The 23,650-nt window shown below is 62.6% G+C and carries 20 protein-coding genes and 1 riboswitch; of the genes, 12 read left to right on the top strand and 8 right to left on the bottom strand.

Features of this window, described 5'->3' with window-relative positions; translation table 11 throughout:
* From mtaB to NA8A_RS24700, 3 genes are all read right to left on the bottom strand, one after another.
* Entirely contained in the window at nucleotides 1-1,293 is a 1,293-nt protein-coding gene (mtaB, locus tag NA8A_RS13450; RefSeq protein WP_009450860.1) for a tRNA (N(6)-L-threonylcarbamoyladenosine(37)-C(2))-methylthiotransferase MtaB, read from the bottom strand.
* A gap of 1 nt (nucleotide 1,294) precedes the next feature.
* A complete protein-coding gene (dapF, locus tag NA8A_RS13445; RefSeq protein ID WP_009450859.1) occupies nucleotides 1,295-2,203 on the bottom strand; it encodes a diaminopimelate epimerase in 909 nt (302 codons plus the stop codon).
* 256 nt (nucleotides 2,204-2,459) lie between these two features.
* On the bottom strand, nucleotides 2,460-2,621 hold the full coding sequence (locus tag NA8A_RS24700) for a DUF1328 family protein (protein ID WP_009450858.1): 162 nt from the start codon (nucleotides 2,619-2,621) through the stop codon (nucleotides 2,460-2,462).
* A 228-nt stretch (nucleotides 2,622-2,849) separates the two neighbouring features.
* Between NA8A_RS24700 and NA8A_RS13435 the strand changes: the two genes are divergently transcribed.
* The 9 genes from NA8A_RS13435 (at nucleotide 2,850) to lpdA (ending at nucleotide 14,969) form a co-directional block, all read left to right on the top strand.
* Entirely contained in the window at nucleotides 2,850-3,383 is a 534-nt protein-coding gene (locus tag NA8A_RS13435) for a protease inhibitor Inh/omp19 family protein (protein ID WP_040672570.1), read from the top strand.
* A gap of 60 nt (nucleotides 3,384-3,443) precedes the next feature.
* Nucleotides 3,444-4,649 carry a cell division protein ZapE gene (gene zapE / locus NA8A_RS13430; RefSeq protein ID WP_009450856.1) on the top strand — a complete coding sequence of 402 codons (1,206 nt, stop codon included), beginning with the start codon at nucleotides 3,444-3,446 and terminating at the stop codon, nucleotides 4,647-4,649.
* 466 nt (nucleotides 4,650-5,115) lie between these two features.
* Nucleotides 5,116-6,081, top strand: coding sequence for a malate dehydrogenase (gene mdh / locus NA8A_RS13425; RefSeq protein WP_009450855.1), 966 nt, complete (start codon nucleotides 5,116-5,118; stop codon nucleotides 6,079-6,081).
* Between the two features lie 14 nt (nucleotides 6,082-6,095).
* Nucleotides 6,096-7,292, top strand: a complete 1,197-nt coding sequence (gene sucC, locus NA8A_RS13420; RefSeq protein WP_009450854.1) for an ADP-forming succinate--CoA ligase subunit beta — start codon at nucleotides 6,096-6,098, stop codon at nucleotides 7,290-7,292.
* A gap of 6 nt (nucleotides 7,293-7,298) precedes the next feature.
* Nucleotides 7,299-8,201 carry a succinate--CoA ligase subunit alpha gene (sucD, locus tag NA8A_RS13415; protein ID WP_009450853.1) on the top strand — a complete coding sequence of 301 codons (903 nt, stop codon included), beginning with the start codon at nucleotides 7,299-7,301 and terminating at the stop codon, nucleotides 8,199-8,201.
* Between the two features lie 104 nt (nucleotides 8,202-8,305).
* Entirely contained in the window at nucleotides 8,306-11,296 is a 2,991-nt protein-coding gene (locus NA8A_RS13410; RefSeq protein WP_009450852.1) for a 2-oxoglutarate dehydrogenase E1 component, read from the top strand.
* Nucleotides 11,297-11,314: 18 nt separating this feature from the next.
* A complete protein-coding gene (odhB, locus tag NA8A_RS13405) occupies nucleotides 11,315-12,847 on the top strand; it encodes a 2-oxoglutarate dehydrogenase complex dihydrolipoyllysine-residue succinyltransferase (protein WP_009450851.1) in 1,533 nt (510 codons plus the stop codon).
* A gap of 74 nt (nucleotides 12,848-12,921) precedes the next feature.
* Nucleotides 12,922-13,452: a hypothetical protein gene (locus NA8A_RS13400; RefSeq protein ID WP_240532788.1), complete on the top strand. Its 531-nt coding sequence runs from the start codon at nucleotides 12,922-12,924 to the stop codon at nucleotides 13,450-13,452.
* A 110-nt stretch (nucleotides 13,453-13,562) separates the two neighbouring features.
* Nucleotides 13,563-14,969 (top strand): dihydrolipoyl dehydrogenase, encoded by a 1,407-nt coding sequence (gene lpdA, locus NA8A_RS13395; protein WP_009450848.1) that lies wholly within the window; start codon nucleotides 13,563-13,565, stop codon nucleotides 14,967-14,969.
* A 25-nt stretch (nucleotides 14,970-14,994) separates the two neighbouring features.
* Here lpdA and NA8A_RS25655 read toward each other — a convergent pair whose 3' ends face one another.
* The 5 genes from NA8A_RS25655 to NA8A_RS13375 form a co-directional block, all read right to left on the bottom strand.
* Nucleotides 14,995-15,126 (bottom strand): hypothetical protein, encoded by a 132-nt coding sequence (locus tag NA8A_RS25655; RefSeq protein WP_276275402.1) that lies wholly within the window; start codon nucleotides 15,124-15,126, stop codon nucleotides 14,995-14,997.
* Nucleotides 15,127-15,294: 168 nt separating this feature from the next.
* A complete protein-coding gene (locus NA8A_RS13390) occupies nucleotides 15,295-16,365 on the bottom strand; it encodes a TraB/GumN family protein (RefSeq protein ID WP_009450847.1) in 1,071 nt (356 codons plus the stop codon).
* Nucleotides 16,366-16,435: 70 nt separating this feature from the next.
* Nucleotides 16,436-17,377 (bottom strand): tyrosine recombinase XerC, encoded by a 942-nt coding sequence (locus NA8A_RS13385; protein ID WP_009450846.1) that lies wholly within the window; start codon nucleotides 17,375-17,377, stop codon nucleotides 16,436-16,438.
* Nucleotides 17,378-17,520: 143 nt separating this feature from the next.
* Nucleotides 17,521-19,329 (bottom strand): ABC-F family ATP-binding cassette domain-containing protein, encoded by a 1,809-nt coding sequence (locus NA8A_RS13380; protein WP_009450845.1) that lies wholly within the window; start codon nucleotides 19,327-19,329, stop codon nucleotides 17,521-17,523.
* 3 nt (nucleotides 19,330-19,332) lie between these two features.
* Nucleotides 19,333-19,980, bottom strand: coding sequence for a thiamine diphosphokinase (locus tag NA8A_RS13375; RefSeq protein ID WP_040672603.1), 648 nt, complete (start codon nucleotides 19,978-19,980; stop codon nucleotides 19,333-19,335).
* A 126-nt stretch (nucleotides 19,981-20,106) separates the two neighbouring features.
* Nucleotides 20,107-20,217, top strand: a riboswitch (TPP riboswitch).
* A gap of 36 nt (nucleotides 20,218-20,253) precedes the next feature.
* Between NA8A_RS13375 and thiB the strand changes: the two genes are divergently transcribed.
* From thiB to thiQ, 3 genes are read left to right on the top strand one after another with little or no spacing between them, the layout of a single operon-like run.
* Complete coding sequence (gene thiB / locus NA8A_RS13370) at nucleotides 20,254-21,276, top strand: thiamine ABC transporter substrate binding subunit (protein WP_009450843.1); 1,023 nt, start codon at nucleotides 20,254-20,256, stop codon at nucleotides 21,274-21,276.
* On the top strand, nucleotides 21,252-22,895 hold the full coding sequence (gene thiP, locus NA8A_RS13365; RefSeq protein WP_009450842.1) for a thiamine/thiamine pyrophosphate ABC transporter permease: 1,644 nt from the start codon (nucleotides 21,252-21,254) through the stop codon (nucleotides 22,893-22,895). Before thiB ends, thiP begins: the two co-directional genes overlap by 25 nt.
* Nucleotides 22,892-23,644 (top strand): thiamine ABC transporter ATP-binding protein, encoded by a 753-nt coding sequence (thiQ, locus tag NA8A_RS13360; RefSeq protein WP_009450841.1) that lies wholly within the window; start codon nucleotides 22,892-22,894, stop codon nucleotides 23,642-23,644. Before thiP ends, thiQ begins: the two co-directional genes overlap by 4 nt.
* The last annotated feature ends 6 nt before the right edge of the window (nucleotides 23,645-23,650 follow it).

Raw genomic sequence — 23,650 nt, 5'->3', positions numbered from 1 at the left:
CTACGCCGCTTCCTGCCCGATCGCCACAGCGATGAGCCGCTTTCCGTCATGGCCCGTCACGCGGACCTCGACAATGTCTCCCAGACCTCCCGGCCTCTCCCCCTCGAAGCGAGCCAGCGCGAAACCTTCCGTGCGGCCAAGCCCCGAACCCTCGATCAAAACACGCTGGCGCGTGCCCGCGAGGCCGGCCAGATGCCGCCGGTAAGCCATATCGCCCGTCGCGCGCAACCGCCCGGCCCGTTCTTTCACCGCCGCGCGCCCCACCTGGGGCATGCGCGCTGCCGGCGTGCCTTCGCGCGGGCTGAAGGGAAATACGTGGAGATGTGTCAGCCCGCACTCCTCGACGATCTTCAGCGAGTTCTCGAACATCGCATCGGTCTCGGTGGGGAAACCGGCAATGATATCGGCGCCGAACACCGCATCGGGGCGCAACACCCGCACACGCTCGCAAAAATCGATGGCATCGGCGCGCAGATGACGGCGCTTCATGCGTTTCAGGATCATGTCGTCGCCGTGCTGCAGGGAGAGGTGGAGATGCGGCATCAGTCGCTCCTCCTCGGCCAGCGCGCGCATCAGATCCTCATCGGCCTCAATGGAATCGATGGAAGACAACCGCAACCGCCGCAGTTCGGGCACCTCGCGCAACACCGTGCGCACAAGGCGGCCAAGACGGGGTCCGCCTGGCAGGTCCGTCCCGAAACTCGTGAGATCGACCCCCGTCAGCACCACCTCGCCATAACCGCTCTCGACGAGCTGGCGCACCTGGTCGACCACGGCCCCCATGGGAACGGACCGAGAATTGCCCCTTCCATAGGGAATGATGCAGAAGGTGCAGCGATGATCGCAGCCATTTTGCACCTGCACGAAGGCGCGGGCGCGTCCCTCGATGGATTCGACCATATGGGAGGCGGTTTCGCGCACCTCCATGATGTCGTTGACCCGCACCTTCTCGAACTGGTTCACGCCAAAATCGGGCAGGGTGCGGTAGTTATGGGCGGAGAGCTTTTCCTCATTGCCAAGGACCAGATCCACCTCGTTCATTTCACCGAAGGTTCCAGGCTCCGTCTGGGCCGCGCAACCGGTCACGATGATGCGGGCATCCGGATTTTCGCGCCGCGCCTTGCGTATCGCCTGGCGCGCCTGCCTTACGGCCTCAGCGGTAACGGCGCATGTGTTGACCACGACGGCCCCGCCTTCGAGCGCGCTCAAACCGGCCTTCTCGGCCTCGAGCCGAATGACCTCGGACTCATAGGCGTTGAGCCGGCAACCGAAGGTGAGCACATCCACCTTCATGTCAGGCGGCTCCCCCCGTCTTGTGCTCGCCATCGCGTCCACTGGTCTCCCGTTCCCAGGAGCCGGTGGCAGGGTTGAAATGTCCCGCGAATTCCCATTCGGCAGGTCCCGTCATGATGACGTGATCGTCTTCCCGCCACAGGATTTCGAGCGGACCGCCCGGCACGCTGACCGTCACGCGGCGCCCCGTCCGCCCCGTTCGGGCAGCAGAAACGGCGGCGGCACAGGCCGCCGAACCACAGGCACGGGTGAGCCCCGCGCCGCGCTCCCAGGTGCGCAACGTCAAGGCATCGTCCGCCGTCACCTCGGCAATCGAGATATTGGCGCGCTCGGGAAAGATTGGATGGTTTTCCAGAAGCGGTCCGAAACGTTCCAGATCGTAGCTGTAGACATCCCGGTCGACCCAGAAAATCGCATGCGGGTTGCCCATTGAGGCAACCGAGGGCGAGTGCAGCACCGGATCGTCGATGGGCCCGACCTGCAATTCGATCTTGCGCGTATCGGCAAATTCCTCGGCAAGCGGGATATCCTGCCAACCGAAGCGCGGACGCCCCATGTCGACGGAGATGAGGCCGTTCTCATGCTCTTGCGCGTTCAGAATGCCGGCCACGGTCTGGAAGGTGAAGGCCTTCTTGCCGGTCTCCGCCGAAAGCGCCTGGACCACACAGCGTGTTCCATTGCCGCAAGCCTGCGCCTGGCTGCCGTCGGAATTGATGATTTCGATGAAATTATCCGTCCCCGGCACACGCGGGTCGTGGATCGCCATGATCTGGTCGAAGCGCGTGGCGGGACTTGCATTGAGTGCACGCGCTGCTTCCGGTGTCACCCGGTCGGCGCGCCCGCGCATATCGGCAACGATGATCTCGTTGCCGAGGCCGTTCATCTTCGCGAATGCAGCCAGCTCAGCCATGTAGGATCCAATACCAAAGGGTCTGGCGCCTATATGGCTGATGCTGCATCAAATTACCAGACAATCGGCCTTTTGTAGCCGCGTCTGCCGATACACTTTTTGCGATCAGGCCGATTTGTCCGACCTTCCGAAGACGGGCGCGAACGCATCCAGAGCATTGTGCAGTCAGGTGGGATCACCTGACGTCCGCACAAACAAGGAGATGGAGCGGAGAAGCCTGGAGCGGAGAAGCCTTTCCATGAAACGGTGAACCGATCTAGGCGATCACGACAATTCCAAGCACCGCAAGCAGGAACAGGATCAGCACCACGGCGATGAGCAGCTTGGCGCCCGTCATGGCGGCGCCTGCCAGGCTGTTCATGCCCAGAAGACCGGCGACGGCGGCAACGATGAGAAGAATGAGAATCCATTTCAGCATAATGCCCTCCTTTGCGGCATATGCCGCTTCGCAAGGACAAACGTTGCAATGCGTCGCTGGTTCCAGAAAATAACTGTTGCCGAATGGAAACACCTTCCCATTGTCGATCGGGAAACCGGTTCTTAACCAAGGTTGGGCTGTTATAATCGCAAAACTACGCCACAATTGGCGTTTTCCCTGGAACGATAGGGTCAGGCAGTGCATAGGGCGCTGTAACGGAGACAATTCATGCCGCACAGCAAATCCGCATTAATGGCAGTGTCGCTCGCAGCGCTTGCTCTGGCAGGCTGCACGAGCGAACGGTTTTCACCGGCAGGCAGCAACCGCGCTCCTGCGCCACTTGCCGCTGCACCATCCGGAACCGTAACGTCAAACCAGTTGCCGCCGCCCTCCGCCGCTACCAATGCTTCGGAATTCCCTGAAGCCCCGCAGCAGGACACGCAGGTAGCTGCACTCGACCCGAATGCGGCAGCCAATGCGCCAGACGTGTCGACCGGCAGTGTCGCCGGCGTATGGAACGTCAATGTTTCCGGCCAGTCCTGCCGGGTCGCAACGCCGCAGACCAAGTTCGGCGCCGGTTATCGTGCAGGCCCCCTGCGCTGTCCCGCCCCCATGGACGGTGTGAAATCCTGGAATGTCGAAGGCAAGCAGCTCGCATTCTACGATGCCAACGGCGGCGTGCTGGCCCGCCTGTATTCTTCTGGCGGCGAACGTTTCGACGGTCAGACCACAAGCGGCCAGCCCATCTCCCTGACGCGCTGACCGGCACCGGCAGGCAACAGAAACCCAAGCTTCGGCCGAGAGGGCCATTGAAAGTCCGACATGACGCTGCGCGACGGCCTCGTAACCCATCCTTCCGTTGTGCAGCGTTATGAGCATCTGGTGACGACCGGGGCCATAGCGCGCGATGCGGCCCAGCTCCAGGTCGCAACCGCGCTGGACCGGCTTGTCGGCGAAATCTGCGACAAGCGGCTTGCCCGCAAGTCGAGTGCGCTCGGCTGGCTTTTCGCCCGCCGCAACAAGGCGCGGGAAAGCGTGCGCGGCCTCTATGTCTGGGGCGGCGTGGGGCGTGGCAAGACCATGCTCATGGACCTGTTTTTCGAGCTGGTCCCGGTCGAGCACAAGCGGCGCGCCCATTTCAACGACTTCATGGCCGATGTGCACGACCGCATTGGCCGGCATCGCGACGCGCTGAAGGCAGGCCGCACCACCGAAAGCGATCCCATCCCACCCGTGGCAACAGCTCTTGCTGCCGAGTCATGGGTGCTCTGCTTCGACGAATTCACCGTAACCGACATCGCCGACGCGATGATCCTCTCGCGTCTCTTCTCTGCTCTGTTCGAGCGCGGTGTCGTATTGATTGCAACCTCGAATGTGGCACCCGACAATCTGTATCGCGATGGATTGAACCGCGGCCTCTTTCTTCCGTTCATCGCCATTCTGAAGCAGAACACGCGCATTCTCGAACTCGACATCGACACCGATTACCGGATGCAGAAGCTCGACAGCATCCCGGTTTACATGACACCCGACGACGAAGCCGCCGGACGCCAGATGGACGAAGCCTGGGTCGCCATCGCCGATGGCGAGGCCGTCAGCGAACGGCTGCTGACCGTGAAGGGCCGCAAGGTGACGATACCCCGCGCCGCCGGTCGCGCCGCCCGCTTCGACTTTGCCGATCTGTGCGAAAAGCCGCTCGGCGCCCGCGATTATCTCGCGATTGCCGCAGAATTCGACACGATCTTCATAGACCACGTTCCAGCCATGAACCTTGCCCGTCGCAATGAGGCAAAGCGCTTCATCCTGCTGGTCGATACGCTTTACGATCAACACGCCCGGCTGATCCTGTCCGCGGAAACGCCTCCCACCGGTCTGTACTCCGCACCGAATGGTACCGAAGCTTTCGAGTTCGACAGAACGGTCTCCCGCCTGATCGAAATGCAGAGCAAGGATTGGCTCCAGACCGTGGCGGATGCCCAGGGCCGCGGCGCCGGCGCTTCATCATCCTCAGCTGCCGCGCACCCCTGACCCGCAGGGGCTCGCATCTTCTTCCCGCTGGACCTTCTCTTCATAAGGACAGGGAACTGATGGCTGTCCGGGATAACGATCTTCCTCTCTCACGCGTGCCCCCCCTGCTGGAACCCGAAATGCTCTAAAAGGCTTCATATCCGATGCCGGACGCGCTAAAATCAATCGTGAGAAAGAGTCAATTCTTACGTTTACGTAAGCCAGACTGCAATTAAACGATTGAAATCTTTAGCCCCGCAAGAATCGGTTGAATTTATCTGCCAGTTTGCGTATTGCAGGACGGCTGATTGACAGAGCCATGCGGACATGAGCCGGGCCGAAAATGCCAGGTGTGAGACCGGATGGTCTCGATGTAATATGGGCCTGAAGTGTATCGACGTGACAAAGCACGGGCACCTCGCAACGCGCGCAAATTCTCTTCACACATCTCACCTATCCTTTCGACACAAGGGGGAAACCTTACCAAATGGCACGCCATAAGATCGCTCTCATCGGCTCCGGCATGATCGGTGGCACGCTCGCCCATCTGGCGGGCTTGAAGGAACTGGGCGACGTCGTTCTATTCGACATCGCCGAAGGCATCCCCCAGGGCAAGGCGCTGGATATCGCAGAGTCCGCACCCGTCGAGGGCTTCGACGCCAGGATGTCGGGCGCCAACGACTATTCCGCCATCGAAGGCGCTGACGTCTGCATCGTCACCGCCGGCGTTGCCCGCAAGCCGGGCATGAGCCGCGACGACCTTCTGGGCATTAACCTCAAGGTCATGGAACAGGTCGGCGCAGGCATCAAGAAATATGCCCCCAACGCCTTCGTCATCTGCATCACCAACCCGCTCGACGCCATGGTCTGGGCGCTGCAGAAGTTCTCGGGCCTGCCCAAGACCCATGTGGTCGGCATGGCCGGCGTGCTCGACTCCGCGCGCTTCCGTTACTTCCTGTCGGAAGAGTTCAAGGTTTCCGTCGAGGACGTGACGGCCTTCGTTCTGGGCGGCCATGGCGATTCCATGGTTCCCCTCACCCGCTATTCCACCGTCGCCGGCATTCCGATCCCGGATCTGGTGAAGATGGGCTGGGCCACCAAGGAGCGTATCGAAGAGATCCTCCAGCGCACCCGTGATGGCGGCGCGGAAATCGTCGGCCTCCTGAAGACCGGCTCCGCCTATTACGCCCCGGCCTCCTCGGCGATCGCCATGGCCGAGAGCTACCTGAAGGACAAGAAGCGCGTCCTGCCCTGCGCGGCCCACCTTTCCGGCCAGTATGGCGTCAAGAACATGTATGTCGGTGTTCCGACCGTCATCGGCGCCGGCGGCGTCGAGCGCGTCATCGAGATCGATCTGAACAAGAACGAGCAGAAGATGTTCGACAAGTCCGTCGAGGCCGTTGCCGGCCTGTGCGAGGCCTGCGCCAACATCGCTCCCAATCTGAAGAAGTAGGAGTAGGCCTACCCATGAACATTCACGAGTATCAGGCCAAGCAGCTTTTGAAGGGCTACGGCGCTCCCGTTGCCGATGGCGTGCCGGTTTTCCAGAAGGGCGAGGCCGAGGCTGCCGCCAAGAAGCTCCCCGGACCGCTCTATGTGGTGAAGAGCCAGATTCATGCCGGCGGTCGCGGCAAGGGCAAGTTCAAGGAACTCGGCCCTGACGCCAAGGGCGGCGTGCGTCTGGCAAAGAGCGTCGAGGAAGTCGTCGCTCACACCAACGAGATGCTGGGCAACACCCTCGTCACCAAGCAGACCGGCCCTGCCGGCAAGCAGGTGAACCGCCTTTACATCGAGGACGGCGCGGATATCGACCGCGAACTGTATCTCTCCATCCTCATCGACCGCACCGTCGGCCGTCCCGCCTTCGTCGTCTCGACCGAAGGTGGCATGGACATCGAGGCTGTGGCCGAGGAAACCCCGGAGAAGATTTTCACGCTGGCCATCGATCCCGAGGCGGGCGTCACGGCCGCTGACGTGAAGAAGCTCAACGAGGCGCTGAAGCTCGACGGCCAGGCGGCGAAGGACGGCGAGACGTTGTTCCCGATCCTCTACAAGGCCTTCACCGAGAAGGACATGAGCCTTCTCGAAGTGAACCCGCTGATCGTCATGGAGAACGGCCGCCTGCGCGTTCTCGACGCCAAGGTCTCCTTCGACGGCAACGCGCTGTTCCGTCACGAGGACGTGGTCGCCCTGCGCGACACGACTGAGGAAGACGAAAAGGAAATCGAAGCCTCCAAATACGACCTCGCCTATGTGGCGCTGGACGGCAATATCGGCTGCATGGTCAACGGCGCCGGCCTTGCGATGGCCACGATGGACATCATCAAACTCTACGGAGCCGAGCCCGCCAACTTCCTCGACGTTGGTGGTGGCGCTTCCAAGGAGAAGGTGACGGCCGCCTTCAAGATCATCACCGCCGATCCGGCCGTGAAGGGCATCCTGGTCAACATCTTCGGCGGCATCATGCGCTGCGACGTCATCGCCGAAGGCGTTGTCGCCGCCGTCAAGGAAGTGGGCCTCAAGGTTCCGCTGGTTGTCCGCCTCGAAGGCACCAATGTCGACCTTGGCAAGAAGATCATCAACGAAAGCGGTCTCAACGTGATCGCCGCCGATGATCTCGACGACGCCGCCAAGAAGATCGTTGCAGCCGTTAAGGGAAACTGAGCCAAGATGTCCATTCTCGTCAACAAAGACACCAAGGTTCTCGTTCAGGGCCTGACCGGCAAGACCGGAACTTTCCACACCGAACAGGCGCTCGCCTATCACGGCACGCAGATGGTCGGCGGCATCCACCCCAAGAAGGGTGGCACCAAGTGGACAGGTTCGGGCGGCCAGGAACTGCCGATCTTTGCATCCGTTGCCGAAGGCAAGGAGAAGACCGGCGCCGACGCTTCGGTCATCTACGTGCCCCCGGCAGGCGCGGCAGCGGCCATCATCGAAGCCATCGAGGCCGAGATTCCGCTCATCGTCTGCATCACGGAAGGCATTCCGGTGATGGACATGGTCCATGTGAAGGCGAAGCTCGACAAGTCGAAGTCGCGCCTTATCGGCCCGAACTGCCCGGGCGTCCTCACGCCCAACGAGTGCAAGATCGGCATCATGCCGGGCAACATCTTCAAGAAGGGCTCCGTGGGTGTTGTTTCGCGCTCCGGCACGCTTACCTATGAAGCTGTGTTCCAGACCACCAATGCAGGCCTCGGCCAGACCACGGCCGTGGGCATCGGCGGCGACCCGGTCAAGGGCACCGAGTTCATCGACGTGCTGGAGATGTTCCTCGCGGACGACGAGACCCAGTCGATCATCATGATCGGCGAGATCGGCGGATCGGCTGAGGAAGAAGCAGCCCAGTTCCTGCGCGACGAGGCCAAGAAGGGCCGCAAGAAACCGATGGCCGGTTTCATCGCGGGCCGCACCGCCCCTCCCGGACGCACCATGGGCCATGCCGGCGCCGTGATCTCCGGCGGCAAGGGTGGCGCTGAAGACAAGATCGCCGCCATGGAAGCGGCTGGCATCAAGGTGTCGCCGTCGCCGGCGCGCCTGGGCCAGACGCTTGTCGAGGCGATCAAGGGCTGAACTGGTTGAGAGCCGGCTTGCCGCGGGGACGGCAGCCGGCATAACGCGACTGGCCGGCCGATAACGCCGGCGACAAGGAGCCGGACCGAAATCCGGGAATCACGATGGCACGGCAAGATCAGGCCAACGACGAAATGTCACTCACCTCGTTCCTCTACGGCGGCAACGCCGCCTATATCGAGGAGCTTTATGCCAGCTACAAGGACAACCCTGCCTCCGTCAGCGAGGACTGGCAGGATTTCTTCAGCGCGCTGAAGGACGATACGTCCGACGTGAAGAAGAATGCCGCCGGCGCCTCCTGGAAGAAGAAGGGCTGGCCCGAAACTGCCAACGGAGAGCTTGTTTCCGCGCTCGATGGCGACTGGGGCAAGCTGGAAAAGCATTTCGACGGCAAGATCAAGGACAAGGCTGCCAAAGCCGGGGCGGAGCTTTCCGCCGACCAGGTGTTGCAGGCGACCCGCGATTCCGTCCGCGCCATCATGATGATCCGCGCTTACCGCATGCGCGGCCATCTGCATGCCAATCTCGATCCGCTCGGCATCGCCAAGCCGCTCGAGGACTATAATGAGCTGTCGCCGGCCGCCTACGGTTTCACCGAGGCCGACTACGACCGCCCGATCTTCATCGACCATGTGCTGGGCCTCGAGACCGCGACCATCCGCGAAATGCTCGATATCCTGAAGCGCACCTACTGCTCGACGCTCGGCGTCGAGTTCATGCACATCTCCAACCCCGCGGAGAAGGCATGGATTCAGGAGCGTATCGAAGGGCCGGACAAGGGCGTCGATTTCACCATAAACGGCAAGCGCGCCATCCTGCAGAAGCTGGTCGAGGCCGAGGGCTTCGAGCAGTTCATCGACGTCAAGTACAAGGGCACGAAGCGCTTCGGTCTCGACGGTGGCGAGGCGCTGATCCCCGCGCTGGAACAGATCATCAAGCGTGGCGGCCAGATGGGCCTCAAGGAGATCGTGCTCGGCATGGCCCACCGCGGCCGCCTCAACGTTCTCTCCCAGGTCATGGCGAAGCCGCACCGGGCGATCTTCCACGAGTTCAAGGGCGGTTCCTTCGCTCCCGACGATGTGGAAGGGTCCGGCGACGTGAAGTACCATCTCGGTGCCTCCTCCGACCGCGAATTCGACAGCAACAAGGTTCACCTGTCGCTGACCGCAAACCCCTCGCATCTCGAAATCGTCAACCCGGTCGTCATGGGCAAGGCCCGCGCCAAGCAGGACCAGGTTTTCGGGCGCAAGCGCGAGGAAGTGGTGCCGCAGGAAGAGCGCGCCCGCGTCATGCCGCTTCTGATCCACGGCGACGCCGCCTTCGCGGGCCAGGGCGTCGTGGCGGAATGCTTCGGTCTGTCGGGCCTGCGTGGACACCGCGTTGCCGGCACCGTGCATTTCATCATCAACAACCAGATCGGTTTCACTACCAATCCGCGCCTCTCACGCTCATCGCCCTATCCTTCCGATGTGGCAAAGATGATCGAAGCGCCGATCTTCCACGTGAACGGCGACGATCCCGAAGCGGTGGTCTACGCGGCCAAGGTGGCGACCGAGTTCCGCATGACCTTCCACAAGCCGGTGGTCATCGACATGTTCTGCTACCGCCGTTACGGCCATAACGAGGGCGACGAGCCGTCATTCACCCAGCCGATCATGTACCGCAAGATCCGCGCGCATGAGACCACCGGTGCGATCTATGCCCGCAAGATGCTGGCGGAAAACGTGGTCACCGAGGCCGACATCGACAAGATGCGTAGCGACTGGCGCCAGCATCTGGAGACCGAGTTCGAGGCGGGCCAGGCCTACAAGCCGAACAAGGCCGACTGGCTGGACGGTGTGTGGTCGGGTCTCAAGAAGGCCGACGACGAGGACGAGCAGCGCCGCGGCAAGACCGCCGTGCCGCTCAAGTCGCTGAAGGAGATCGGCAAGAAGCTCACCGAGGTCCCGGAGGATTTCGAGGCGCACAAGACGATCCAGCGCTTCATGGGCAACCGCCAGAAGATGATCGATTCGGGCGAGGGCATCGACTGGGCGACCGCCGAGGCGCTCGCCTACGGTTCGATACTGCTCGATGGAAACCCTGTGCGTCTTTCCGGTCAGGATTCGGAGCGCGGCACCTTCTCGCAGCGCCATTCCGTGCTCTACGACCAGCGCGACGAAAACCGCTATATCCCGCTCAACAATCTGGGACCGCAACAGGCCTATTACGAGGTCATCAACTCGATGCTCTCCGAAGAAGCCGTGCTCGGTTTCGAATACGGGTTCTCGCTGGCCGAGCCGCGCGCGCTCACCCTCTGGGAAGCCCAGTTCGGCGACTTCGCCAACGGTGCACAGGTCGTGTTCGACCAGTTCATTTCCTCGGGCGAACGCAAATGGCTGCGCATGTCCGGCCTCGTCTGCCTTCTGCCCCATGGCTATGAGGGCCAGGGCCCGGAGCACTCTTCGGCTCGCCTGGAACGCTGGCTCCAGATGTGCGCCGAGGACAACATGCAGGTGGCGAACTGCACCACGCCCGCCAACTACTTCCATATTCTGCGCCGTCAGTTGAAGCGCGACTTCCGCAAGCCGCTGATCCTGATGACGCCGAAGTCGCTCCTGCGCCACAAGCGCTGCGTGTCGACGCTGAGCGAACTGGCGGGCGAAAGCGCCTTCCACCGCCTGCTGTGGGACGATGCGGAATATCTGAAGGACCAGCCGATCAAGCTGGTGAAGGATTCCAAGATCCGCCGCGTCGTCATGTGCTCGGGCAAGGTCTATTACGATCTTTACGAGGAGCGCGAGAAGCGCGGCATCGACGATGTCTACCTGCTGCGCGTCGAACAACTTTATCCGTTCCCGGCCAAGGCGCTGATCACGGAGCTGTCGCGTTTCAAGAATGCGGAGATGGTGTGGTGCCAGGAAGAACCCAAGAACATGGGCGCATGGTCCTTCATCGACCCCTATCTTGAATGGGTGCTGCAACACATCGGTGCCAAGAACACCCGCGTGCGCTACACTGGCCGTCCGGCCGCGGCATCGCCCGCCACCGGCCTGATGTCGAAGCACATGGCGCAGCTCGAAGCGTTCCTCGAAGACGCGCTGGGCAACCAGTAGAAGCGACGGAGAAAGCAAATGGCGACCGAAATTCGCGTTCCCACGCTTGGGGAATCCGTTGCCGAAGCAACCATTGCGCGCTGGATGAAGAAGGTGGGCGATGCAATCGCCACCGACGAACCGCTCGTTGAGCTTGAAACCGACAAGGTTTCCATCGAAGTGCCGGCGCCTGCCGCCGGCACGCTTGAGGAAATCGCCGCCCAGGAGGGCGAAACCGTTGAAGTCGGCGCGCTTCTCGGCATGATTGCCGCAGGCGGAGCCAAACCGAAAACTGAGACTGACAAGGCCGGAAGCGGAAAGCCCGGCGCCAAAGAGAACCAGGAGACAAAGATGGCTGGCGGCGGACAGATCGTCGAGGTGAACGTCCCATCGGCGGGTGAATCCGTCACCGAGGCACAGGTCGGCGAGATCTACAAGAAGGTCGGCGACGCGGTGAAGACCGATGAAGCGCTGCTCGAACTGGAGACAGACAAGGCGGCACAGGAAGTCATGTCGCCCGTCGACGGCGTGATCCGTGAGCTCATGGTTTCCTCCGGTGACGAGGTTGCCGTCGGCTCGCTGCTCCTGCGCATCGAGCAGGGCGCATCCGCCGGTGCCGCCGCTCCGGCTGCTGAAAAGCCGGCCGCTGCTTCGCCCGCCCCCGCCAAGCCCGCCGAAAGCGGTCGTCCGCCTGCGCCATCCGCACAGAAGCTGATGACCGAACAGGGCCTCAAGGCTTCCGACGTTGCCGGTTCCGGCAAGGAAGGTCAGGTGCTGAAGGGCGATGTGCTCGCAGCGCTCGAGCGCGGCGCCCCAAGCCAGCCCGCAGAGACCCCGAAGGTTGCCCGCCCCGCCTCCCCCGTCGAGGATGAGGCGCGCGAGGAACGCGTGAAGATGACGCGCCTGCGCCAGACCATCGCCCGCCGCCTCAAGGACGCCCAGGCGACCGCGGCCATGCTGACCACCTTCAATGAGGTGGACATGACGGCGGTTATGGAACTGCGCAAGAAGTACAAAGACCTCTTCGAGAAGAAGCATGGCGTGAAGCTCGGTTTCATGGGCTTCTTCACCAAGGCCGTGTGCTACGCGCTCAAGGAGATTCCGGCCGTCAACGCCGAGATCGACGGCACCGACCTGATCTACAAGAACTTCTGCCACATCGGCGTCGCGGTCGGCACCGACCGCGGACTGGTCGTGCCGGTGGTGCGAGATGCGGACCGCATGGGCATTGCAGAGATCGAAAAGGAAATCGGCAGGCTGGGCCTCGCCGCGCGCGACGGCAAGCTTTCCATGGCCGACATGCAGGGCGGTACCTTCACCATCTCGAATGGTGGCGTCTACGGTTCGCTGATGTCGACCCCGATCCTGAATGCACCTCAGTCGGGCATCCTGGGCATGCACAAGATCCAGGAGCGTCCGATGGTCGTCGGCGGCCAGATCGTCATCCGCCCGATGATGTATCTTGCCCTGTCCTACGATCACCGCATCGTCGACGGCAAGGAGGCCGTGACCTTCCTCGTGCGCATCAAGGATGTGCTTGAGGATCCCGAGCGTCTGGTTCTCGATCTCTAAGCGAAATGATTTCCGGTCGGCTCACAACGGCGCCTGCCTTCATCCTCGCCCTTCGACACGCTCGGGATGCAGGAATGAAGACGCCGTTGGAGCTCTGCCGGAAGACATCCGCCATGCGGTTGGCGACGGCATTCTTCTCTGTTCTCGCCACCGCCGGCCTTTCAGGTCAGGCGCTTGCTGCCTGCCCGCAGGAACTCGCCGTCTACAGCGAGGTGGACGGCGATACCTCGATAGACTTTCGACCGGAAACCGAAGCCGCCATCGTCGCCAACAGCTTTCGCCTCATTACCCGCGAGGGTCTGATGCTCGATGGCATGGTCATGTGGTCGGACGAGCCGGCGCGCGCCTATGGCTCGCTGATGCTGAATTGCCCCGAGGGCGACCAGACCGGCGAGGAAATCGCCGCCTGCACCCATTGGCAGGGTGTCGTCTACGCACTCGACAAGGAAGGCACGATCGGCCTCATCCCCCTAAGTGGCGAGGCCGCGGCAGAAAGGCTTCTGTTTCCAGACCTGGCGCGTGCCCTCGACAGCGGTCCCTTGAATGACGGCAAGACAACCCTGCCCCGGTGGGATGTCTACGCGCTGAGCGGATGCCAGGAATAATGAACCGAACGGCCGGACGCCGGCCATGTTTCAACAAGCACCGCAAACGGTGCGCATAGACCTTCGCGAGGGCTCCTTGCCCGCCGCGCAAATGCAGGAAAGGCAAAGAAATGTCCTATGATGTCGTCGTGATCGGAACCGGCCCGGGCGGCTATGTCTGCGCCATCAAGGCCGCCCAGCTCGGCCTCAAGACGGCGGTGGTGGAGAAGCTGCCGACCCATGGCGGCACCTGCGTCAACGTCGGCTGCATTCCCTCCAAGGCACTGCTGCATGCCACCGAAATGTTCGCCGAGGCGGAACACTCCCTGCCGGAACTCGGTGTCGAAGTCGGCAAGCCGAAGCTCAATCTGAAGAAGATGATGGAGCATCGCGTCAAGACTGTCGAGCAGAACACCAAGGGTCTCGACTTCCTGATGAAGAAGAACAAGATCGACATCTTCCGCGGCTCCGGCAGTGTTGCCGGCAAGGGCAAGGTTTCGGTGAAATCCGAGGATGGCAAGGTCGAGACGGTCGAGACGAAGAACATTGTGATCGCCACCGGCTCCGCCGTTGCCGGCATTCCCGGCGTCGAGGTGAAATTCGACGAGAAGGTCGTCGTCTCCTCCACCGGCGCGCTGGAACTTTCCAAGGTGCCGGAACATCTGGTTGTGGTCGGCGGCGGCGTGATTGGCCTTGAGCTCGGCTCCGTTTGGGCACGCCTCGGCGCCAAGGTCACGGTGGTCGAATATCTCGATTCCATTCTCGGCGGCATGGACGGCGAGATTGCCAAGCAGTTCCAGCGCATGCTCGCCAAGCAGGGTTTCGACTTCAAGCTCGGTGCCAAGGTTACCGATGTGTCCAAGGCCGGCAAGGGCGCCAAGGTCACCTTCGAGTCTGCGAAGGGCGGCAACGCAGAAACACTCGAGGCCGATGTCGTTCTGGTCGCCACGGGCCGCAAACCCTACACTGAGGGGCTTGGCCTTGAGGAGGTGGGCATCGCCCTTGATGAGCGCGGCCGCGTGAAGACCGACAGCCACTTCCGCACCAATGTGGAAGGCATCTATGCCATCGGTGACGTGATCGCCGGCCCGATGCTCGCCCACAAGGCCGAGGAAGAAGGCGTGGCCGTTGCCGAGATGCTGGCCGGCCAGGCGGGCCATGTGAATTACGACGTTATCCCCGGCGTCGTCTACACGAGCCCGGAAGTGGCCTCCGTAGGCAAGACGGAGGAAGAACTCAAGAAGGCCGGTATCGAATATTCGGTCGGCAAGTTCCCCTTCTCCGCCAATGGCCGTGCCCGTGCCATGCTCAAGACCGACGGCTTCGTGAAAATCCTCGCCGACAAGAAGACCGACCGCGTTCTGGGCGTCCACATCCTCGGCTTCGGGGCCGGCGAAATGATCCACGAGGCCGCAGTCCTGATGGAATTCGGCGGATCGTCGGAAGATCTAGCCCGCACCTGCCATGCGCACCCGACCATGTCGGAAGCCGTCAAGGAAGCGGCGCTGGCGACCTTCTCCAAACCGATCCACATGTGATCGCCACGGAATGATCTGGGGGCGTTCACGTCCCCCGGAGCGCCATAACGATCAGAATAACGATGGCCGCGCCAAGGGCTCCGATGACAAAGCCCTTGGTTCCACCGGAAAATGCGGTGTCCTTCTCCGGTTCCCGCTTTTCGTCGTCCTCGCTCATGCCATCTCCTCAAACGTCTTGCGCCCGCCTCACCCCTGAACGCAAAAGGGCCGCCCTCCGGCGACCCCGTTTGAAAGAATAGCACAGTTCAATTAGCCGGCAAGGCTTCGAATGGAGCCGCCCTCATCGTCTTCCTGCTTGCAAAGAGATGAGGATGAAGCCAATCCGTCAATCCGCGCGGGTCACCGTATAACCCGCCCTGCGCAGAAGCTCGATCAGCCCTTCATCGCCGGGCAGATGCAAAGCGCCGACCGCGATGAACGCATCGCCCTTGTCGAGGATCGGTCGCGCGCGCTCGGCCATCACACCGTTCCGGGCCCGCACCAGCGCCTGGTCGAACGCCGCATAATCCTCCGCATCCTTTTCCCCGCCCGGCAGCACCACGCGGATGAGCGGCCAGAACATGCCGGTCTCACCCTGCGCATAAAGGTCGATCATGGTTTCCATCACATCCTCGATGTGATTACCAAGCTTGACCGTCTGCACCAGCCCCCGCGTGTGCAGCGACATGGGCAGGCTCGCCATCGCGGAAAACTGTTCGACGGCGGTTTCCAGGCCGAGCAACTCCTTGCCATCCGCGGTCGCTTCACGCGCGAGCTTGAGGTCGAGTATGGCCATGCCCGCCGCCTTACGCTCCAATTCGCACTGCGGAAGAGCGATGAGCGAAATCAGCATCCAGGGTTTCATTTTCTGGATGCTGGTGAAGGAGATGCCCATCTTCGACAGGGCCTCATCGACGAGCTGACGCTCCTCCTCGCTGAGATAGTCGCCAAGGCTTTCCTTGCCCACGAACATGGAAAGTTCGGGGTTCTGCAGAAGAGCGCCGGCCATCGCGCGCTCATCGAGCACGTCGGTGGTCTCGATGACCACGCTATGCGCGCCTTCCAACGCCGTTTTGGCGGCTTCCGGCAGTATGGTAACCCTCGGGTCGGCCATATGCATCGTCCCGAAAAGATAGGAAGGGGCAGCCCCCTCCTTCTCGACCTTCCAGAGCAACCCTCGTCCGTTGGGTGTCGCATCCGCTTCGCGCCGCACCTTCTCAAGCAACGCCGGATCGCGCGCGGCGAGTTCTTCCATCAGATTCTGTCCCGTACAGACGATCTCGTCCGCACGCGCCGGTCGGGCAAGGACAAGCCCCACCGCAAGCGCAAGAAGAAGCAGCAATGGCAGCGCGGCAGCGGCCCGGAACAGGGCGTCGGCCAGGCGATCGATATGGGAGACGGGCGTTTGCATATTCATGGTTCAATTCTATCGGGCAAAAGCGGTGAAACCGTTAATCGCACCCCTCGAATTGCAATCTGTCGCAGCATCAGGCGCGGGGATGTGCCGCGTCATAAATTTCCATCAGCCGCGCCGTATCGACCCCAGTATAGACCTGTGTTGTGGAAAGGCTAGCATGCCCCAGAAGCTCCTGAATGGCCCGCAAGTCACCACCCCGCGCCAGAAGATGTGTGGCAAACGAATGGCGCAGCGCATGCGGGGTCGCCGTTTCCGGCAGGTTCAGGGCGGAGCGCATGCGCTTCATCTCACGCTGGATGATTGCAGGTTGCAGGGCACCGCCCCGTGCCCCGCGGAAAAGCGGGCCGTCCGTGCCAAGATGATAAGGGCAGAGCCGGCGATATTCCTTCACCGCTTCACACGTGACGGGCAGCACCGGCACGAGCCGCGTCTTGCCGCCCTTTCCGGTTACGCGCAGCGCCGCCTGCTCGATGCCGGCAAAATCTGCGCCTGTCAGCGCCAGCGCCTCGGCGATGCGCAGGCCAGAGCCGTATAGCAGCGTCAGAACGGCCGCATTGCGGGCGGCGATCCAAGGTTCTTCGGCGAGCTGCGCGCTGCCGGAAACCACCTTACGGGCATCGACCGCCGTCAGAGGCTTGGGCAGGCCGCGCGGGGCGCGCGGCGCCTTGAGCGCGGAAGCTGCGGCAGCATTGACCAGTCCCCTTCGCTCCAGAAAGCGCAGGAAAGAGCGCACACCGGCAAGCCCGCGACCCAGCGTCCGCGCCCCAGCCCCGCTGGCGCGTCTGGAGGCAAGGAAAGCGCGCAGATCGGCAGGGCGAAGCTCGCGGATATCCGCAACGCCCGGCGCACCGCCGCAATGACCAGTCAGGAATTGGAGAAATTGCCGCGTGTCCCGCTCATAAGCTTCGACGGTCAGGGCAGACAAGCGCCGCTCGCCGCCCAGCGCATCCAGCCATTCAACGCGGGCACGCTGCAAATCCGGGCGGGCGGTGACGAGAAAGGCTTCTGGCATGGGCGGGCATCCGTTCGTTCTGCCCGCGAGTGTCGCCCCGTGTCGTTAGCATCCGGTGAACGCCCGGCCAATGGCCGCAAAACGGCGTAGAACACCTCACTGCAACGGGATCAACCACAACCGGGAGCGCCAACCATAAAACGCTATCCCCCCTCGATCTCCTCGCGCAGCATTTCGAGTTCGAGCCATTCCTCTTCGCTGCGTTCGCGCAGGATGCGCTTCTCGTCGAGCTCCTTGGTGAAACGATCAAACGCCGTCACATCCCGCGCATAAAGTGCCGGGTCGGAGAGTTTTGCTTCCAGCGTCTCGATCTCGCCGGTCAGCGCCTCGATCTTCTGCGGTAAGGTCTCAAGAGCGAATTTCTGCTTGTAGGACAGCTTTTTCGATCCCGCCTTCTGCGCCGGCTCAGCGGATTTCGGCTTGGCGTTTTCGCTCGCCGTACGCGTCTTGCGGCGCTCAAGTTCCTCGCCCTTGCGCTGCGCCATCATATCGGAATAGCCGCCCGCATATTCGATCCAGCGTCCATCGCCAGCCGGCGCGATGGTGCTCGTCACGGTCCGGTCGAGAAAATCGCGATCATGGCTGACAAGCAGAACCGTTCCGGGAAAGCCTTCGACCAGTTCCTGCAGAAGGTCGAGCGTCTCCATGTCGAGATCGTTGGTCGGCTCGTCCAGCACCAGAAGATTGGCCGGTCTGGCCAGGAGGCGGGCCAGAACGAGCCGGGCCCGCTCGCCGCCCGAGAGCTCGCGGATTGGCGTGCGCGCCTGCTCCGGCTTGAACAGGAAGTCCTTCATATAGGAGACGACATGGCGCTCCTCGCCATTGACCACCACACTGTCGCCACGCCCATCGGTCAGGAAATGCGCCAGCGTTTCCTGCGGATCGAGCGCCCGCTTCTGGTCGAGCATGGCGATTTCCAGATTGGCGCCGAGCCGCACCGTGCCCGCATCCGGCTCCAGCATGCCCGTCAACAGGTTGATGAGCGTTGTCTTGCCGGCCCCGTTCGGCCCGACGAGGCCCACCCGATCACCCCGCAGAATGCGTGTGGAAAAATCACGGACCACGGTCAGCCCGTCATAGCTTTTGACAAGCCCCTTGGCCTCGATCACCAGCTTGCCGGATTCCGCCGCATCGCTGGCCGTCATGGTGGCGACGCCTTCCGCCCGGCGGTGGGTGCTGTGGCGCTCTCGCAGCGCGTGGAGTTCGCCCAGCCGGCGCACATTGCGCTTGCGGCGCGCGGTCACGCCATAGCGCAGCCAGTGCTCCTCGCGGGCGATCTGCCGTCCGAGCTTCTGATGATCACGCTCTTCTTCCTCAAGAAGCTTGTCGCGCCAGTCCTCGAAATGGGCAAAGCCCTTGTCGATACGCCGCGTCACGCCCCGGTCGAGCCAAACGGTTGAACGGCTCACCTTTTCAAGAAATCGCCGGTCGTGCGAAATCGTCACCAGAGCGGAGGTCGAGCGCTGCAGCTCGTCTTCGAGCCACTCGATGGTGGCAAGGTCGAGGTGGTTTGTCGGCTCGTCGAGCAGAAGAAGATCGGGCTCCGGCGCGAGCACACGGGCAAGTGCGGCCCGGCGTGCCTCGCCACCTGAAAGCGTTGCGGGATCTTCCTCACCGGTCAGTCCCAGACGGTCAATCACCAGCGCCACGCGGTTGATGTCGTCGGCTGGCCCGAGGCCCGCCTCCACATAGGCCCGTACGGTCGAAAAACCCTGCCAGTCCGGTGCCTGCGGCAGATAGCGCACAGTCGCGGTCGGCTGGCGAAACACCTCGCCATCCTGCGGCTCCACAAGACCTGCGGCAATCTTCAACAAGGTCGACTTGCCGGAGCCGTTGCGTCCGACCAGCGCCACGCGCTCGCCCGGCCCCACCATGAGGCCAGTACCGTCAAGCAGCGGCGTACCGCCGAAGGTCAGCCGGATACCATCGAGTTTCAGAAGCGGAGGCGCCATGTATCAGTGATCCTTGTCGGCCGGCAGATGCGCGACGAGCAGCGCACGACCCCGTTCGAGTGTGACGGCAAGCTGGCCGTCCACGACATTGGAAAGCGTGAGCGAGGAACCGAAAGGCACCTCCACCGCGTCGAGCGGCCACTTCGCATTCTCAACTGTCAGCCCGGAGAGTTCGGAAAAGGCGAGGATGGAGAACATCATGCCCTGCGGGTACTCGAAGACATGCCGCCGCCCGAGCGACAGCGGAATGCCTTCCTGCGTACCGCTGGTCAGCGTCACGTCGAGCCCCTCATTGCACAGGGCAAGCGCCTGCGTGAAATGCAGGAACATATGGTCCGGCCGCTCGCCGCCGAAGGCACCGGCGAGCAACAGGCTGGAAGCCCCCGCTTCCACGGCGATGGCAATGGCCAGCTCGCCATCCGTCTTGTCCTTCTCGGGCGGATAGACCCGGCGCGGAACACGGTCATGGCTGGTCAGGAGAGCATCGTCCACGGAATCGAAATCGCCCACCCAGAGCTCGGGCTCCAGCCCAAGGGCAGATGCATGCATCATGCCGGAATCGACCGCGATGACGCGCGTCTGCGCAATCGCGGCATCGAGTGCCCGCGTGCGAACGAGATCGCCCCCAAGGAGAAGTGTAAAACGGCTCATGGCGTGGCCATTATCATGGCCCCGCGCCATCGCCAACGCCGATCGCTGTCTTTCTCCGGGAGCCGGGCCAGCGTCTTGCCATCCAAGTCTCCCCTTGCGTGCATTCCGGGCGCGCCCTATCTTCCGGGCGCTCTAACGGGGTGCTGGCACATGCCGGCTGAGAGGCCTGGGAAACCCGGCCAACCCGCTGAACCTGATCCGGTTTGCACCGGCGGAGGGATTAGACGCTTTACCCCGGCGCCTCATTCCCCGAAACCTGAGAGGAGGCGCCTGATGCGCTCGACCACGCTGCTTTCCACCATCGCCACGCTCGGCGCCCTGTCTCTCGGCACATTGGCGCAGCTTGTCCCCGCAATGGCGCAGGACAAACTCACCGTTTACACCTATGACAGCTTCACGTCCGAATGGGGCCCAGGCCCCCAGGTGGAAAAGGCGTTCGAGGCGGAATGCAGCTGCGACCTGGAGTTCGTCTCGGTGGCCGACGGCGTGGCGCTTCTCAACCGCGTAAAGCTTGAAGGCAAATCCACCAAGGCCGACATCGTTCTCGGCCTCGACAACAACCTGATCCACGAGGCCCGCGAGACAGGCCTTTTCGCGAAGCACGGGGGAGGTCCCGGCCCGGTGGAGGTGCCGGGCGGCTTTCAGGACGATGTTTTCGTCCCCTATGACTATGGCTATTTCGCCTTCGTCTATGACACCCAGGCTCTCGACACGCCGCCGGCCAGCCTGAAGGATCTGGTCGAAACGGAAAGCGACCTGAAAATCGCCATACAGGATCCCCGCACCTCGACGCCGGGCCTCGGCCTGCTGCTCTGGATGAAAGCCGTCTATGGCGAGGAAGCGGCCGATGCCTGGGCAAAACTGAAGGGCAAGGTGCTGACCGTGACGCCGGGCTGGAGCGAATCCTATGGCCTCTTTACCAGCGGCGAAGTGCCGATGGTTCTGTCCTACACCACTTCGCCCGCCTATCACGAGATCGCCGAGAAGAGCGAGCGCTACAAGGCCGCGGCCTTCGAGGAAGGTCATTACCTTCAGGTCGAAGTCGCCGCCCGCACGATCAAGGGCGCAGAAAACCCGATTGCCGAGAAATTCCTTGCCTTCATGACCGGCCCCGGCTTTCAGGACGCGATCCCCGAAACCAACTGGATGTTCCCCGTGGGCAAGACATCCAAGCCGCTCGATCCCGTTTTCGACACGCTTGTGAAGCCCGCAAAAACGCTTGAGTTCTCGCCTGAAGAGGTTGCCGAAAACCGAAAGGCATGGGTCGATGAATGGCTTTCGGTGATGAGCCGCTGAGCCGCTCTTCGATGATTGTCGCCGACCGCCGGATCGCCTTCGGCCGGATTGCGCTTTTTCTTGTCGCGCTTCTGGTTGGGGGCGCCTTTGCCGGACTGGCCATCGAGGCCACCGGCAGCAGCGGCGGTGCGCTCGAAGCCTTCGACGATTATCTGCTGCGCATTGCCCGCTTCACGCTGTGGCAGGCGCTTCTGTCAACGCTGCTCTCGGTCCTGCCGGCGGTCTTGCTTGCCCGTGCGCTGGCCCGTCATCCTGCCTTTCCCGGCCGCGCTTTCCTTTTAAGGCTCTTTGCCGTGCCGCTTGCCCTGCCGGCCATCGTTGCCGCCCTCGGCGTCCTGGCGCTCTATGGCAGGGCTGGTTTCTTCGCGCCCGTTTTTACGGCCCTGTCGGGCGAGCGCTGGCCCGGCATCTACGGCCTTTCGGGCATTCTGGTTGCCCATGTCTTCTTCAACCTGCCGCTTGCCGCCCGGCTGTTCCTCAACGCACTCGAAAGCATTCCCGCCGATCAGTGGCGGCTTGCCGCGCAACTGGGCATGGGCGCCCGCGCCTCGTTCCGGTTTCTGGAATGGCCGGCAATGCGCGCCGCCCTGCCCGGCATTGCCGGCCTCGTGTTCATGCTATGCGTCACCTCCTTCACCATCGTCCTGCTTCTGGGTGGCGGCCCGCGCGCGACAACGCTGGAAGTCGCGATCTACCAGGCACTGCGCTTCGATTTCGATCCTGCTCGCGCCCTTGCCCTCACGCTCGTCCAGGTGCTTCTGGCAGGCTCCATCGTCGTCGCCCTGACAAGGCTCGGCGCGTCTCTGACAGGCGATGCGAACCTGCCTGTTGCCCCGCGTCGCATGGTCTGGCGCTCGATGAGTGAAACCATATTCAACACCGCCCTGATCCTCGCCTCATTCCTGTTCGTCGCAGGCCCGATGGCGGCAACCGTTATTGCCGGGCTACAGGCCGAACTCGGCCGCCTGGTGGCTGAGGAAGCGGTGCGCGAAGCGGCCATGACAAGCCTCGTTTTCGCAGCATTGTCGGCAGCGCTGTGCCTCCTGCTCTCTCTCGCGCTGGTTGCGGCAAGACGCGCGCTCGAAATGCAGCGCGGCGCTCTGTCGCCGGGCTTTCTGGAACGGGCAACCGACAGCGGCGCTGCGATGGTGCTCATCGTCCCGCCCCTGGTGATTGGGGCGGGATGGTTCATCCTGTTGCGCCATGTCGGCGATGTTTTTTCCTTTGCGCCGGTCATGGTCGTCACAGTCAACGCGGTCATGGCAATGCCTTTCGCCATCCGCTCGATCCGCCCGGCCTATGATGCCGCAAGCGCCCGTCATGAAAGATTGTGCCTTGCCCTAGGCATATCCGGCTGGAACCGTTTTCGCCTTGTCGACTGGCCTGCCCTGCGCAGACCAGCGGCAACCGCGCTCGCTTTCGCCATGGCGCTGTCCTTCGGCGATCTTGGCGTCATTGCCCTGTTCGGCAGCGACCAGGTGCAGACCCTGCCTTACCTGCTCCTGCAGCGCATGGGGTCCTATCGCACCGAGGACGCGGCAGGGCTTGCCCTTTTCCTCGGCCTGTTGTGTCTGGCGCTGATGTTTCTGGCCGACCGGCTGGGCAAGGAGACCGAATGAGCACCGCCAAGAACAATCCTGCCGACGGCGCCGGGATCGGCCTGGAGAATGTGCGCTTCGCCTATCCGGGCGGAACGGCCATGAATTTCAACCTCACCCTCGCCGCATCCGACATCGTTGCCGTGATGGGACCGAGCGGATCGGGCAAATCGACGCTTCTGAGCCTCATCGCGGGCTTCGAAACACCTGCTTCGGGGCATATCCGGATCGGCGGCGCGGATGTTGCCAGCCTTGCGCCTCACCGCAGACCGGTTTCCATGGTTTTTCAGGAAAACAATCTCTTTTCCCATCTCACCGTTGCCCAGAATGTCGGCCTGGGCCGCTCAACTTCATTGCGGCTGACGGAGGAAGACCGTGAGGCCGTCAGCAAGGCCCTGCGGCGCACCGGCCTTGCCGGCAAGGAAACCCGCCTGCCGCAGGCGCTTTCGGGCGGCGAACGCCAACGTGTTGCGCTTGCCCGTGTCCTGATCCGCAAGCAACCCGTTTTACTTCTTGATGAGCCTTTTGCCTCGCTCGGTCCTGCTTTGCGCGACGAGATGCTGGATCTGATCGCGGCCCTTCATGAAGAGCAGGCCATGACCACCCTGATGGCGACCCACGATCCGCGCGACGCGGAACGCCTGTGCCGGACGATGGTGTTCATCGAGGCTGGAACGGTCGCGGGTTTCGGCCCGGCATCTGAATTTCTCGCCGGTAACGGTTCCGAAGCCTTCAATCGATACATAGGTGGAAGGCGCGAAAAGAGATAATATCGT

The organism is Nitratireductor indicus C115, from assembly GCF_000300515.1.
Lineage (GTDB): Bacteria > Pseudomonadota > Alphaproteobacteria > Rhizobiales > Rhizobiaceae > Nitratireductor > Nitratireductor indicus.
Note: the sequence above shows the minus strand (reverse complement) of the source record. Positions and strands in the feature narration are given on the sequence as shown.